This window comes from Frankia sp. AgPm24, from assembly GCF_023243055.1.
Classification (GTDB): domain Bacteria; phylum Actinomycetota; class Actinomycetes; order Frankiales; family Frankiaceae; genus Frankia; species Frankia umida.
This window is the reverse complement of the sequence record NZ_JALKFW010000171.1, coordinates 18,859-33,623: the sequence shown is the minus strand read 5'-3', so window position 1 is coordinate 33,623 and position 14,765 is coordinate 18,859. Positions and strand designations below refer to the sequence as shown.

At 72.4% G+C, this 14,765-nt stretch carries 10 protein-coding genes; all 10 read right to left on the bottom strand.

Annotated elements, in window-relative coordinates; all coding sequences use genetic code 11:
* Nucleotides 1-91 precede the first annotated feature (91 nt).
* The 10 genes from MXD61_RS11210 to MXD61_RS11165 all read right to left on the bottom strand — a co-directional run bounded on the left by MXD61_RS11210 (nt 92) and on the right by MXD61_RS11165 (nt 14,762).
* Complete coding sequence (locus tag MXD61_RS11210) at nt 92-1,645, bottom strand: UDP-glucose/GDP-mannose dehydrogenase family protein (protein ID WP_248812777.1); 1,554 nt, start codon at nt 1,643-1,645, stop codon at nt 92-94.
* Complete coding sequence (galE, locus tag MXD61_RS11205) at nt 1,645-2,688, bottom strand: UDP-glucose 4-epimerase GalE (RefSeq protein ID WP_248812776.1); 1,044 nt, start codon at nt 2,686-2,688, stop codon at nt 1,645-1,647. The genes MXD61_RS11210 and galE overlap by 1 nt, the downstream gene beginning before the upstream one ends.
* A gap of 162 nt (nt 2,689-2,850) precedes the next feature.
* The gene (locus MXD61_RS11200) at nt 2,851-3,804 is read right to left on the bottom strand and encodes a UDP-glucuronic acid decarboxylase family protein (protein ID WP_248812775.1); all 954 of its coding nucleotides are present in this window, start codon (nt 3,802-3,804) and stop codon (nt 2,851-2,853) included.
* Nucleotides 3,805-4,276: 472 nt separating this feature from the next.
* The gene (locus MXD61_RS11195; RefSeq protein WP_248812774.1) at nt 4,277-6,595 is read right to left on the bottom strand and encodes a hypothetical protein; all 2,319 of its coding nucleotides are present in this window, start codon (nt 6,593-6,595) and stop codon (nt 4,277-4,279) included.
* 5 nt (nt 6,596-6,600) lie between these two features.
* The gene (locus tag MXD61_RS11190; protein WP_248812773.1) at nt 6,601-8,439 is read right to left on the bottom strand and encodes an Hsp70 family protein; all 1,839 of its coding nucleotides are present in this window, start codon (nt 8,437-8,439) and stop codon (nt 6,601-6,603) included.
* Nucleotides 8,440-8,572: 133 nt separating this feature from the next.
* Entirely contained in the window at nt 8,573-9,325 is a 753-nt protein-coding gene (gene dapB, locus MXD61_RS11185) for a 4-hydroxy-tetrahydrodipicolinate reductase (RefSeq protein WP_248812772.1), read from the bottom strand.
* An 80-nt stretch (nt 9,326-9,405) separates the two neighbouring features.
* Nucleotides 9,406-10,752 carry a pitrilysin family protein gene (locus tag MXD61_RS11180; protein ID WP_248812771.1) on the bottom strand — a complete coding sequence of 449 codons (1,347 nt, stop codon included), beginning with the start codon at nt 10,750-10,752 and terminating at the stop codon, nt 9,406-9,408.
* Nucleotides 10,753-10,762: 10 nt separating this feature from the next.
* The gene (locus MXD61_RS11175) at nt 10,763-12,946 is read right to left on the bottom strand and encodes a polyribonucleotide nucleotidyltransferase (RefSeq protein ID WP_163546980.1); all 2,184 of its coding nucleotides are present in this window, start codon (nt 12,944-12,946) and stop codon (nt 10,763-10,765) included.
* A 286-nt stretch (nt 12,947-13,232) separates the two neighbouring features.
* Complete coding sequence (gene rpsO / locus MXD61_RS11170) at nt 13,233-13,502, bottom strand: 30S ribosomal protein S15 (RefSeq protein ID WP_248812770.1); 270 nt, start codon at nt 13,500-13,502, stop codon at nt 13,233-13,235.
* A 330-nt stretch (nt 13,503-13,832) separates the two neighbouring features.
* Nucleotides 13,833-14,762 (bottom strand): bifunctional riboflavin kinase/FAD synthetase, encoded by a 930-nt coding sequence (locus MXD61_RS11165; RefSeq protein WP_248812769.1) that lies wholly within the window; start codon nt 14,760-14,762, stop codon nt 13,833-13,835.
* Nucleotides 14,763-14,765 lie beyond the last annotated feature (3 nt).

The window sequence follows — 14,765 nt, the reverse complement described above, 5'->3', positions numbered from 1 at the left end:
GCCGGGGGGGGGCCCCCCCGGGGGGCCCCCCCCCCCCCCGCGGGGGGGGGGGCGGGGGGGGGGGGGCCCGGCCGCCGATCAGCCGATCGCCCTAGCCGACCTGTGGCGCGTGGGCCGGCACCCGGGTGGCCGCGGCGACCTGCGCGGGCGGTGTCGACGCGGCGGACGTCGGCACCGGCCACTGGGCCGGGACGCCGGTGGGGATGACCCCGGTCGGTCGGCCGGGGGCCAGGTAGACCCAGCCGGCCCGCCGCCAGCGGTCGCCGTCCAGGGCGTGCCGGGCGTCGATGACCACCCGGCGACGCATCAGCGGGCCCAGCCTGGCCGGGTCAAGCTCGGCGAACTGCCGCCATTCGGTGAGCAGCACGACCGCGTCCGCCCCGGTGACCACGCTGTCCTCGACCCGGTCGCTGTAGGCGACCGTCGGCAGCGCCCGGCGGGCGTTGTGCGTGGCCACCGGGTCGACGACGGTGACCTGCGCGCCGGTGCGGGCCAGCAGGTCGGCCACGGCGAGGGCGGGTGAGTCCCGCACGTCGTCGGAGTTCGGTTTGAACGCGGCGCCGAGCACGAGCAGCCGACGGTGCGCGAGCGTGCCGTCGAGGGCCGCGGCCAGCAGTTCGACGACCCGGTCGCGCCGACGGTTGTTGATCTCGTCGATCTCGCCCAGGAACCGCAGCGCGACACCGACGCCGAGCTCATCGGCCCGGGCCTGGAAGGCTCGGATGTCCTTGGGCAGGCAGCCACCGCCGAAGCCCACCCCGGGCCGCAGGAAGTTCCCGCCGATGCGCACATCGTGGGACAGCGCCTCGGCCAGTGTCAGCACATCGGCGTCGACGGCCTCACACACCTCGGCCATCGCGTTGATGAAGGAGATCTTCGTCGCGAGGAACGAGTTGGCCGCGGTCTTGACCAGTTCGGCGGTGGCGTAGTCGGTCACGATCACCGGGACGCCCTGGGCGATCACCGGGGCGAACGCGGCCCGCAGCGCGCCTTCGGCGGCCGGCGAGGCCACACCGAAGACCAGCCGGTCCGGTCGCAGGGTGTCGGCGACCGCGAAACCCTCCCGCAGGAACTCCGGGTTCCAGGCCAACTGGACGCCCCCGAGCGCGGCGGCGGCGCCGCTCGAGCCGGCGGCGGCGCCGTTCGTCCCGGCGGCGGCGCCGTTGGTGTGGTTGGCGGGGGCGAGCCTGGCCAGGGTCTGGGCGATGTCGGCGGCGGTGCCGGCGGGCACCGTGGACTTGCCGACGACCAGGCAGGGACGGGTCAGCAGCGGTGCCAGCCGCCCGACCGCGGCGTTGAGGTGGCTCAGGTCCGCGCCGTTGCCGCCGGCCTGCTGCGGAGTGCCGACGCAGACGAAGTGGACGTCGCCGAACGCGGCGATCTCCTCGAAGGAGGTGGTGAAACGCAGCCGACCGGTGGCCAGGTTCGCCCGTAGCAGGTCGGCGAGATCGGGCTCGAAGAACGGGATCTCGCCCGCGGACAGCCGCTCGATCTTCGACTGGTCGACGTCGACCGCGAGTACCTCGAATCCCAGCTCCGCCATGCAGACGGCATGGGTGGCGCCGAGATATCCGGTTCCGATGACCGTCAGGCGCGGTCGGGACGTGCGGTCCGCTGCCTGGTCAGGGCGCTCCGGCGTGGTCATCAGGCTCCCTCGTCGTCATATCCGGTCGGGTTGAGGCGCTGGAACTCCCAGGCGTCCCGGCACATCTGGGCGACGTCGTGGCGCGCCGTCCAGCCAAGCGCCTCGCGGGCGAGCGTCGGGTCGGCCACCAGGGCCGCGACGTCCCCGGCGCGGCGCGCCATGATGCGCCGGGGAAGTTCTCGTCCGCAGGCCGCGGAGAAGGCCGCGAGCAGTTCCAGGACGGACGTCCCCTGCCCGGTGCCCAGGTTGATGACCCGGTGCCCGGCGACATCGCGAAGGTGGTCCAGGGCGAGGCGGTGGCCGTGGGCCAGGTCGACCACGTGGATGTAGTCGCGCACGCCGGTGCCGTCCGGGGTCGGGTAGTCGTCCCCGAAGACGGACAGTTCGGCGCGGCGTCCCACCGCGACCTGCGCGATGTAGGGCATCACGTTGTTCGGCACGCCGCGCGGGTCCTCGCCGAGCAGGCTGGACGGGTGCGCACCGACCGGGTTGAAGTACCGCAGCGAGGTGATGTGCCAGCGCGGGTCCGCGACGCACAGGTCGGCGAGGATCTGCTCGCAGATCCACTTCGTGCGCGAGTACGGGTTCGTCGGACGAACCGGCGCGTCCTCGGTGATCGGCACCTTGTCGACCGTGCCGTGGATGGCGCAGGACGAGGAGAAGACCAGGTCCCGCACGCCGTGTTCGCCCATCACGTGCAGCAGTCCGAGGGTCGCGCCCACGTTGGAGTCGTAGTAGGCCAGCGGCATCTCGACCGACTCGCCGACCGCCTTGCGCGCGGCGAAGTGCACCACCGCGTCGATCGGCTGGCGGCGGAACAGCTCGTCGAGGGCGGCCCGGTCCCGCACGTCGAGGCGGACGAAGTCGAGTTCACGATCAGCGATCTTGCCGATCCGGTCGAGCACCCGGGGCGAGGAGTTGAGGAAGTTGTCGACTCCGATCACCCGGTGCCCCGCGGCCAGCAGGTCCACACAGGTGTGCGAACCGATGAATCCCGTCGCCCCGGTGACCAGGACCGTTCTGGTGGCCTGCGTCGACGTCATCGTCGCGCCCCCTTCATCCACGCCGCTGGCACCCTCGTCGTCGACATCTCGACGGCCGACGTCCGGCCAGCCGGAACCGGGACAACATAACTCCCTGGTCGCGCAGCGGCCCACCGGTGAATCACACCGGTGTGAGCCGGCGGGCTGGTGTTCACCCGGCGGTCAGGCGACGGTCTGGCGGCGCTCGGCGAGCTGACCCGCGAACCACGAGATCGTGCGGTTCAGACCGTCGTGCAGTTCCGTTTTCGGCTCCCAGCCAAGCAGCGTGCGGGCCTGGGTGATGTCGGGCTGACGCACCGAGGGATCGTCGGTCGGCCGGGGGACGAAGGTGATCGGCGCGGACGAACCACACAGATCACGCACGAGTCGCGCGGTGTCGAGGATCGACATCTCGTGCGGGTTGCCGATGTTGACCGGGCCGGCCAGGTCGGAGTGCAGCAGCCGGACGATCCCGTCGATGAGGTCGTCGACGTAGCAGATCGAGCGGGTCTGCGAGCCGTCGCCCGAGACGGTGATCGGCTCGTCGCGCAGCGCCTGTGACACGAAGGCGGGAATGGCCCGTCCGTCGTCCACCCGCATCCGCGGGCCGTAGGTGTTGAAGATCCGCACGATCGCCGTGTCGACTCCGTGCTTGCGCCGGTAGGCCATCGTGACCGCCTCGGCGAAGCGCTTCGCCTCGTCATAGACGCTGCGCGGACCGACCGGGTTCACGTTTCCCCAGTACGTCTCCGGCTGCGGGTTGACCAGCGGGTCGCCGTAGGACTCCGAGGTGGACGCGAGCAGGAAACGCGCGTTCTTCTCCCGAGCCAGGCCGAGGGCGTGGAAGGTGCCGAGCGACCCCACCTTCAGTGTCTCGATCGGCAACTCGTAGTAATCCACCGGAGATGCCGGCGAGGCGAAGTGCAGGACCGCATCCACCGGGCCGGAAACGTGGATGAAATCCGTGACATCCCGGTTGACAAGTCGGAAACGCCGATCGGCCAGCAGATGATCGACATTCTCTGGTCGACCCGTGACGAAGTTGTCAAAGCAGACGACCTCATAGCCGTCGCCGAGGAGCCGCTCGCAGAGATGACTGCCAAGGAAGCCGGCGCCGCCGGTCACTATCGCACGCACGTGAAGTGCTCCCGGAGCTGAATCATTAAGGACGATTTAAGGTTCACTCCGACGACCGGCCGGTCCGAACGGCCGGAGCGTGCGGCCCACGGGCCACCTGACCGGCCCTGGCAGCGATGCCAGGCAGCTGGGCCAAGCCCCTCTCCCCACGCCTGGGCGGCTGGGAAAAGGGCCATCGGATCAACCACAATCGACGGGAAGAGACTGCTGCCGCAGCGATCGGCTGTACACCATCCGCCTGCCCTGCATCGCCTGGGAAATGATGCCCTGACCTCGCCGCACGGCCGCCCCCAAGGTTCTGACCAGTTCAGCCCGACCGACCTCTTTGGGCATGGTACACAGCCTCCCGGGCGCCTTCAGGGGACCCCTCCCTTACGTCAGTGCGGTGACGGGAAATCCCATCCGCACCACCTGGGAGGCCGGCTCCTGCTGATCGGTCCGGAAACTACACCGGCGTCGTCATTCGGGCGGATCACGTCGGGGGTGGATTCCACGCGGTGTCTGGTTCGAGGCGCAGCCAGGCCGCCGCCGTCGGCGCGATCACCAGCCGGCCGCTGTCGCGGGTTCCGCGGAACACCGCGACGTGCAGTGGCCGTTCGGCCGGCAGGACCACCCCGCCCTCACGGCGGTGACGTGCACTGGTCACCCTGCGGGTGAACGCCCCCGGGTCGGTCGCCGACCGCGGCCGCTCGTCGACACGGGCCACCACCACCATCTCGGCGCAGTCCGCCGGCCAGTTCCAGCGCAGCCGACCGGACTCCCAGCGCAGGCCGATCGTCGACGGCGGCAGCGACACCGTCCTCGGCGTGGACGGCCCATCACCCGCCTCGGGCACCGTGGCGACCTCGGCGGGGGCATCACTACGGGTGGGCGGCGACCAGACCGGGCCGAGACCCGCGCTGACCGCGTAGGCCACATCGCCCACGGACGCGCCGCCGTCGGCCAGCTCGGTCGCCGACGTCACGCCGACCACCCGGCTGGTGCCGTCCCCGCCGATCCGACTGACCCGGTAGCGGACCTCGCCCGGCGTCGTCGACGCCTGCCAGCGCACCACCACCGACCCGGCCTCCCAGCCCACCCACACCCCCGCGGGCGCGGCCACCGCCCCCGGTGTCGGCCCCTGCTCCCGCGCCGGCGCTGGCCTCGACCCACCGGTTGCCGCCGTGGCGTCGCGCAGGGCGAGTGCCTCGGTGTGGTCGGCGACCAGCGCCAGTGCCTCGTCGATCAGACGCGACCGCGCCAGGGCGCCGCCGGGACCTGTGCCGCCGGGACCTGTGGTCGCGGCGGCACGCGCCCGGGCGACGAGATCGTCGGCGGCGGCGCATCGTGCCTCGGCGAGGGAGAGCAGTTCACCGGGCAACTGGCCGCCCGGACCAGGCACGTCGGCGGCCACGGCGACCACCGGACGCACGGCGTCGAGCACCGCGCGATAGCGCGCGGCGGCGGCCAGTTCGGCGAGCCTGCCCCAGGCGGTGGCGGCGGCCCGGATCGCCGCCTCGACCTCGTCCCCCACGGCGCGAATGGGCGGCAGCGTCTCTCCCGCGCCCTCCCGTGCGGCGGCGACATGATCGCTGGCCGCCACGGGACGTCCGGCCCGCAGCGCCGCCCGCGCCCGCGAGACGTGGGCGCGCCAGTCGACCGCGCCCTGGGTCGGGCCGGCGGCTGGGCGGCGCGCCGAGTGGTCCGCGGGCCTCGAGGTCGAACCACCCGGCTCGCCGGCCGCCGCGGCGGTCCCGCCAGGCCGGGAGCGGGCACCGGACGCGGGCGCCTCGGTGATCGGGGGCAACGGTGGGGCGGCGACACCGTGTTCGCGGGCGAGTGCCCGTACGACGGACTGGGCCCGGTGCGGGTCGAGACCGTCAGCCAGGGCCGCGGAGACGAGCCGGGCCGCCTCCGCGGGCAGCAGGGCATCCTCGACCAGGACGGCGGCGGCCACCTGTGGGCGCAGCCGGGTGGTGGTGTCGGCGGCGAGGGCGTCCAGGTACGCGTGGGGGTCGCCGTCGATGAGCAGGGTGTGGACGGCGGCCAGCAGGTCGTCGAGCAGGGCCCGGCGGCGGTCTGGTCGACGGGCCCGGTTGCGGGCCAGCGCGGCGTCGCGGGCGGCGCGGATCCGCTCGGGCGAGGCGTCCGTGGGCAGACCGAGCAGGTCGAACAGGCCGCGCGGCGGGGTGGTCGCGGCGATCCGGGCGAGTTCGTCCAGGTCGGAGCGGATCTGGCGGAGCACCGCGGGCGAGACCTGCTCGCCGTGGGCCGGGCCGGTGACCGCCTCGGTGCCGGCGGCGGGCAGGACGCGATGCCGGCGGATACGGGTGTCGAACTCGGCGGCGGTGATGTCCTGGGTCGCGGCCCAGGTACGCAGACCCTCGAGGCGGTCCGCGGGCAGGCCACCGAAGCGGGCGACGAGTCGACGGGCGGCGGCGTCGAGGGCGGCGAAGCGCTCGTCGTCCCGCTCGGCGCGGGCCGCGGCGACCCGTTCGGACAGGGCCAGCCGGGTGGTGCGGTCGGCGAGGGCCTCGGCGAGTTCGGCGTGCCGCTCGAGCAGCCCGATGATCGCACCGCGGTAACGGGGATGGTCCCGGTTGCGCTGCCAGAACGCCCAGACCTCGTCGATGCGGGCCTGGACCTGGGCGTCGGTGAGGGTGGCGACGGCGGCCAGCGGGATGTCGTAGATCTCGAACGGGTCGCTGTGTTCGGCGCCGCCACGGCGGTGCACCGACGCGAGCACGCGGGCGCGGTAGTCGTCCGGGATGAAGTCGGGAAGCGTGGGTCCGGGCGGGCCGGCGGCGGGCATCGGGCTCAGATCCCAGGGTTCGCGGCGCCGGGACCAGGCTCATCCGGTCGACCGGGGCCAGGGCCAGGGCCGAAACCAGGGCCAGGGCCGGAGCCGAAACCGGGGCCGGTGGCCCGTTCCCGACGGGCCCGAGCCACCTGTTCACGTTCCCGGGCGACGTCGGCCTGGCTGAGCGCCGCCGAGGTCTCCACCCGGACCGTCAGCGGCCGCTGCGCCAGACCCTCGTGGGTCGCGGTGACCTCGAGGATGCCGTCGAAGCCCATCCGGAACTGGATGTGGATCTGCGAGCCGGCCGGGAAACCGGCGGGAATGCCGGTGATCTCCGCTTCGGCGATCACCTTGTTGTCCTCGACCCGGGGCGACTCGACCCCGCCGGCCTGTTCGACGACGTGGACGACGACCGCGTCCTGGTCGTCGCGAACCGTTCCGAACGACCGTCCGACGGCGACCGGCAGCCGGTCGTTGCGGTGCACCAGGAACACCGCGTTCTGGTCACCGAAGCGGTTGAGCGCGAGCACCCCGAAGCCGCGGGACACCACGTTGACGACCTGGACCTCGACCGTCCGGCGGACCCGGGACGCCGGCAGGTCCAGGGCCTGCGCCAACCGGTGGCAGGCCGCGTCGAGCGCCTCCGGGGCGGCCGCGTCGACCCCGGCCCCGTCGACCAGCTGACCGCGGGTGACCAGATCCGCGAGGACGAGTCGTTCCAGCGCCTTCTTCTCACCGTAGATCGCCGCACCACGGGCGACGGCCAGGTCAGGATCGGTGAGCGCCACCGGAACACCGAACTCGGCGGCCAGCCGTCGGGCGACCGCCGGCATCCGCGAGGCGCCACCGACCAGCAGGATCTGGTCGATGCCACGCACCCCACGGGCCAGCGCCGCCTGCTGGGCGGCCCGGGTCAGGGCGATCGTGCGGTCCAGCAGTCCGGCGGTGAGCTCCTCGAGCGCCGACCGGGTCAGCACCACCTCGGTGCGCCGGCCGTCATGCTCGACGACGACGGTGGTCCGCTCGACGTCGGTGAGCTCGCGGCGGGCCCGTTCGGCGGCGAGCAGCAGGACCTGGGCCGCCTCGGAGGAGTCCAACGGGTCCGGTGCGCCGGGATGTTCGGCGAGGAAGCGGTCACCGAGCAGCAGCACGATCTTCTCGTCCCAGTCCGCTCCGCCCAGCTGGTGGTCGCCGTCGATGGCGACGACCGACACCCGCCGGTCGGCGAGTTCCACCACCGTCACGTCGAACGTGCCGCCGCCCAGGTCGTAGACGAGCGCGACCTCCTCGGCCACCGTGCCCGGGCCGCCGAGGGTGCGCCGGCCGCCGATCTCGAACCTGGCGAACCCGTAGGACAGGGCCGCGGCCGTCGGCTCGTTGATGACATCGACGACGGACAGCCCCGCGTACTCGCCGGCGAGCACCGTGGCGCGCCGTTCCTCGTCGCCGAAGTAGGCCGGGACGGTGATGACGACGTCGCGCACCGGTTCGCCGGTCGCCAGGGCCGCGTCGGAGACGAGGGCCTTGAGGATCAGCCCGCTGACCGCCGGCGCCGACCAGGCCGTGCCCTGGGTGACAAAACGCCAGTCGCCGTCACCCATCCTGCGTTTGACCAGGGAACAGACGTCGTCGGGACGGGCCCGGGCGAGTTCACGGGCCGGCTGACCGGTGATGTAGTCGTCGGCGCCGACGAACAGCACGACGCTTGGCAGGGTCTGCGTGTCCCCCGCCAACGGGACTATCCGCGGCTCACCGGTCTCGGTGACCCGGGCCACGCAACTGAACGTCGTCCCAAGATCAATACCGTAGACGCTGTGGGAGCTCGCCGCCGAGCGGCGGTCAACGTGTCCGACCACACCCGGGAACCTATCTTTTGCGGTCTCCGAGCACGATCGCAGTGCCCGCGATCGTGCTGACGCGGTGCCGACAGCATCCCCCGCCACCTTGGTGCCAGGCCGATACCGCCCGGCCGGCCGGGGACCCGCCGGCTCAGCCGAGGTCGAGCAGGTGCTCCAGGCCGACGGTCAGGCCGGGGCGGCCGACGATCTCGCGCACCGCCAGCAGGACGCCCGGCATGAACGACGTCCGGTCGTAGGAGTCGTGGCGCAGGGTGAGCGTCTCGCCCGCGCCCCCGAGCAGGACCTCCTGGTGGGCGACCAGCCCGGCCAGACGTACGGCGTGCACGGGCACGCCGTCCACCCGGGCCCCGCGGGCCCCGTCCAGGGCCGACGTGGTGGCGTCCGGACCGGCCGGGGCGAGCCCGGCGGCGCGGCGGGCCGCCGCGACCAGTTCCGCGGTGCGCCGCGCCGTTCCGCTCGGCGCGTCGATCTTGTTCGGATGGTGCAGCTCGACGATCTCCACCGAGTCGAAGAACCGGGCGGCCCGCGCCGCGAAGGTCATCATGAGTACCGCCGCGACACCGAAGTTCGGCGCCACCAGCACGCCGACCCCGGCTGACCCGGCGAGCCAGCCGCGGACGGTGTCCAGCCGGGCGTCGTCGAAGCCGGTGGTGCCGACGACGACGTGCCGCCCGGCCTCGACGCACCACCGGATGTTGTCGAGCACCGCGTCCGGTGTGGTGAAGTCGACGACCACGTCGGCGGCGCACAGCGGCTCCCGCTGCTCGCCGGTGCCGACGGCCGCGACCAGGTCCAGATCCGGTGCCGCCTCGACGGCCGCGCAGACCGTGGCCCCCATCCGGCCGCGGGCCCCGAGCACCCCGACCGCCAGCCGATCACTCATCGTGCCTGTTCCCCTCTCGCACCCCGCGGGGCCGCCTGATCCCGGGCCGACCCCGAAACCCGGGCCGGCCCGGGCCGATCTCAGCTGGCGACGGCGGCGCTGAAATCGTGGTCGTCGAACGGCCCGATGACGCCCAGTGCCCAGGGCTGCGCCACCAGGGTCGCCGCGATCTCGCGTACGTCCTCGAGTGTCACCGCGTCCACCCGGGCGATGATCTCGGAGATCGAGAGCAGTTCCCCGTGGGCGAGTTCACTCTTGCCCAGCCGGCTCATCCGCGAGCCGGTGTCCTCCAGGCCCAGCACGAGCGAGCCGTGGCTCTGCCCGCGGGCCCGGTCGAGTTCCTCGGCGGTGATCCCGCGCTCGGCGATCGCCCGCACCTCGTCCCGGGCGATCGCGAGCACCTCGTCGGCGCGCCGCGGACCGCAACCGGCGTAGACGCCGAACAGGCCGGCGTCTGCGAAGTGGGAGGCGAACGAGTACACCGAGTAGGCGAGCCCGCGCTTCTCCCGGACCTCCTGGAACAGCCGGGAGCTCATCCCGCCACCGAGCGCGGTCGAGAGCACCCCGAGGGCGAACCGGCGTGGGTCGTGCCGGGACAGCCCGACCGTGCCGAGCACCAGGTTCGCCTGCTCGGTCGGCCGCTCGGAGACCACGATGCCGGGTGCCGGCGGGTAGGCGTACCGCCCGGCGCGCACCGGCTGCGGTGTGACGCCGGCGCCCAGGCGCGCACCGAAGGCGTCGGCGACCAGGTCGAGCGCACGCTCGTGCTCGAGGTTGCCGGCCACCGCGACGACCAGCGCCGGGGGAACGTAACGACCGTGGTAGTAGTCGGCGATCGTCTCCCGGCCGAGCCCCTCGATCGACTCGATCGTGCCGAGCACCGGGCGGCCGAGCGCCGAGGAACCGAGCATGGCCTCGGCGAACACGTCGTGGACGACGTCCCCCGGGTCATCCTCGTGCATGGCGATCTCCTCGAGGATCACGCCCCGCTCGGCCTCGACGTCGTCGGCGGTCACCAACGAGCTGGTCACCATGTCGGCGACGACGTCGACGGCCATCGGCAGATCGGTGTCGAGCACCCGCGCGTAGTAGCAGGTGTACTCCTTGCTGGTGAAGGCGTTCAGGTCGCCGCCGACCGCCTCCACCGACGCGCTGATGGTCAGCGCGTCCCGTCGGGTCGTCCCCTTGAACAGCAGGTGCTCGAGGTAGTGCGAGCAGCCCGCGGTCACCGGTGTCTCGTCGCGCGAGCCCACGCCCACCCAGACGCCGATCGCGGCCGAGCGGACTCCCGGAACCCGCTCGGTGATGACCCGAAGGCCGCCGGGCAGCACCGTGCGGCGCACGGTGCCGTCCAGCAGCGATTCGCTGGTGAACCCGCCGGTGGTCAGCCGGGACGGGGCCAGATCCGGGGTAGGCGTGTCGGTCACGACGCGGCCGTCAGGAGGTCGACGCCGCGTCGGCGGCCTCGGCGATCGGCGAGAGCGAGATCTTGCCCCGGTTGTCGATCTCGGTGATCTCCACCTGGAGCTTCTGCCCGACGGTGAGCACGTCCTCGACCTTCTCCACCCGCTTGCCGCCGGAGAGCGTCTTGAGTTTGGACACGTGCAGCAGACCGTCCCGACCCGGGGTGAGTGACACGAACGCCCCGAAGTTCGTGATCTTGACGATCGTGCCGAGGTAGCGCTCGCCGACCTCCGGCATCTGCGGGTTCGCGATCGCGTTGATCGCCGAGCGGGCGGACTCGGCGGACGGGCCGTCCACGGCGCCGATGTAGATCGTGCCGTCGTCCTCGACGGTGATCTCGGCGCCGCTGTCGGCCTGGATCTGGTTGATCATCTTGCCCTTGGGCCCGATCACCTCGCCGATCTTGTCGACCGGGATCTTGACCGAGATGACCCGCGGGGCGTGCGCGGACATCTCGTCCGGGCTGCCGATGGCCTCGGCCATCACGTCCAGGATCGTCAGCCGCGCGCCGCGGGCCTGCTGCAGCGCCGCGGCCAGCACCGAGGCGGGAATGCCGTCGAGCTTGGTGTCCAGCTGCAGCGCGGTGACGAAGTCACGGGTGCCGGCGACCTTGAAGTCCATGTCGCCGTAGGCATCCTCGGCACCGAGGATGTCGGTCAACGTGACGTAGGTGCCATCGGCGTGGATGAGACCCATCGCGATGCCGGCGACCGGCGCCTTGAGCGGCACACCGGCGTTGAGCAGCGACAGCGTGCTCGCGCAGACCGAACCCATCGAGGTGGAGCCGTTGGAGCTCAGCGCCTCGGAGACCTGGCGGATCGCGTAGGGGAACTCCTCGCGGCTGGGCAGCACCGGCAGCAGCGCCCGCTCGGCGAGCGCGCCGTGGCCGATCTCGCGACGCTTGGGCGAACCCACCCGGCCGGTCTCACCGGTGGAGTACGGCGGGAAGTTGTAGTTGTGCATGTACCGCTTGGTGCGGTCGGGGTTGAGCGTGTCGACCGTCTGCTCCATGCGCAGCATCGCGAGCGTCGTGACGCCGAGGATCTGCGTCTCACCCCGCTCGAACAGCGCCGAGCCGTGCACCCGCGGGATGTAGTCGACCTCGGCCGACAGCGCCCGGATCTCGGTCGTCGACCGACCGTCGATGCGCACACCCTCGGTGGCGATCCGGGAGCGCACCAGCTTCTTGGTCAGCGCCCGGTAGGCCGGGTTGATCTCCTTCTCCCGACCCTCGAACTGGGCGGCGACCTTCTCCGCCGCGAGCCCGCGGACCCGGTCGAGCTCGGCCTCGCGCTCGGTCTTGCCGGCGATGCGCAGCGCCGCGCCCAGCTCGTCGCCCACCGCGGCGGACAGCGCGTCGAACACGTCGTCCTGGTGGTCGACGAAGACCGGGAACTCCCGGATCGGCTTGCCGGCGGCCGCGGCCAGTTCGCTCTGCGCCCGGCACAGCTCACGGATGGCGGGCTTGGCGGCCTCCAGACCCGCGGCGACGACCTCCTCGGTCGGCGCGGGAGCGCCCCCGGCGATCAGCTCCACCGTGCCCGGGGTCGCCTCCGCCTCCACCATCATGATCGCCACATCGCCGCCGTCGACGACCCGGCCGGCGACGACCATGTCGAAGGTGGCCCGGGAGAGCTCCTCGTGCGTCGGGAAGGCGATCCACTCACCGTCGACGTAGCCGACCCGGGTCGCACCGATCGGACCGGAGAACGGCAGACCGGACAGCGTCGTCGACGCGCTCGCCGCGTTGATCGCGACCACGTCGTAGAGGGTGTTCGGGTCCAGGGCGAGCACGGTGGCCACGACCTGGATCTCGTTGCGCAGGCCCTTGGCGAACGACGGGCGCAGCGGCCGGTCGATCAGCCGACAGGTGAGGATCGCGTCCTCGCTGGGCCGGCCCTCACGGCGGAAGAACGAGCCGGGGATGCGCCCGGCGGCGTACATCCGCTCCTCGACGTCCACCGTCAGGGGGAAGAAGTCGAGCTGTTCCTTGGGCTGCTTGCTGAACGTGGTCGCGGACAGCACCATGGTGTCGCCCAGGAAGGCGACCGCCGATCCGGCGGCCTGCCTGGCCAGCCGGCCGGTCTCAAAACGCACCGTGCGGGTACCGGCCGGGGTCGCGATGACCGCCTCTGCCGCATGTGTCGAGTCGTCCACTCGAAGCCACTCCATCCTCGTCGTCGGCCGGGTCCACGCAGCCGATCGTGTGTTCCGGCCGGGTCCGCGTTTCGAGGATGCCGGTGCTCAGTCGAGGCCCCCGGGAGCACGAGCGGAAAGCTCGCACCCGGCGACCACGACCGAGGACCGGCGGATCCCGCCGTCACGGACCCGGTCAGGTCCTTCATCGTGCCGGCGGGAACCCCGCCGGCACCTGCCGCACCGGGTACCTACCCCCCGATGCGGCAGAGGGAGCGTCCCGGGCGGGTCCGCTCCCTCTTGGGCGCTATCGACGTAGCCCGAGTCGCTCGATCAGCGACCGGTACCGGTTGATATCGGTCTTCGACAGGTAGTTCAGCAGCCGGCGCCGGCGCCCGACCAGCAGGAGCAGGCCGCGGCGGCTGTGATGGTCGTGCTTGTGCACCTTGAGGTGCTCGGTCAGGTCACTGATCCGCCTGGTCAGCATCGCGACCTGGACCTCCGGCGAGCCGGTGTCCCGCTCCACGGTGGCATAGTCCGACATGATCTTCTGCTTGACGTCGCTCGCGAGCGGCACGCTGAACCCTCTCCTCTGCTTCGGGACGGCGTGCGTCCGGGGTCTTCACCACCCGGATCGACAGCCGGTCCGCGGCCATCTCGCCGCTGGATCCGGACACGCCACTCCCGCCTGACCCCGAAGCTTATCAACCGACGGCGAACCCCCCGGTCACCGGCCGGCCATCCGCGCCCGACCGCCCTCGCCCGCCCTCGCCCGCCCTCGCCCATCCGACCTGGGCTCCCACCGATCGAGGCTCCCAGCGACCTGGGCTCCCACCGGCCTGGGCTCTCCCACCGACCGAGCTCACACCGACCGGGCCCACACCGACCGGGCTCACACCGACCGGGCTCACACCGACAGGGTCACCGTCCGGGTCGTCTCGACGTCGGCGGCCATCTGGGTGACCAGTTCGTCCACCGAGTCGAAGCGCAACGTCGGACGCAGCCGATGGGTGAACTCGTACGCCATGTACGCGCCGTAGAGGTCTCCGTCGAAATCGAGCAGAAACGCCTCCACCCGGCGCTCTCGCCCGGCGAAGGTCGGATTCGTACCGATGGAGATCGCGGCCGGCTGGCGATGCTCCCCCCAGCAGGCGAACCCGGCGTACACGCCGTCGGCCGGCACCGCGGCCCACGGCGTCGCGTCCATGTTCGCGGTCGGATAGCCGATCGTGCGACCGCGGGCGTCGCCGTGCACGACCTCACCCTCGACCCGGTGCGGGCGACCGAGCGCCGCCGCGGCCGACTCGACGTCACCGGCCGCGACCAGACGGCGGATCTCCGTCGAGGACAGCACCCGCTCCCCCGCCCGGACCAGCGGCACGCCGCGCACCTCGAACCCTGCGGCCGCGCCGTCGGCGATGAGCGTGCTCAGCCGCCCGGCCGCCCGGTGGCCGTAGCTGAAGTTCTCCCCGACCACCACGACGCTGGTCCGCAGCCGCCGCAGCAGGATCTCGTGGACGAAGTCGGATGCCGACACCTGGCTGAACCCGGCCGTGAACGGCTGCACGCACAGTGCGTCGACACCGATCTCGGCCAGCAGCTCGGTCTTGTACCGCAGGGTGGTCAGCAACGCCGGATGGCTGCCGGGACGCAGCACCTCACCGGGATGCGGATCGAAGGTCAGCGCCAGCGCCGGCTGGCCGCGATCGTGCGCCCGGGCCACCGCCTCACCGATGATGCGCCGGTGGCCCCGGTGCACGCCGTCGAAGAAACCGATCGTGACCACCCCGCCGCCCCACTCGGCCGGCGTGTTCTCGGCGCCCCGCCACGTATGCACGCA

Coding starts and splice junctions, on each gene's coding strand:
- MXD61_RS11210 (WP_248812777.1), bottom strand. CDS start 1,645: ATGACCACGCCGGAGCGCCCTGACCAGGCAGCGGACCGCACGTCCCGA.
- galE (WP_248812776.1), bottom strand. CDS start 2,688: ATGACGTCGACGCAGGCCACCAGAACGGTCCTGGTCACCGGGGCGACG.
- MXD61_RS11195 (WP_248812774.1), bottom strand. CDS start 6,595: ATGCCCGCCGCCGGCCCGCCCGGACCCACGCTTCCCGACTTCATCCCG.
- dapB (WP_248812772.1), bottom strand. CDS start 9,325: ATGAGTGATCGGCTGGCGGTCGGGGTGCTCGGGGCCCGCGGCCGGATG.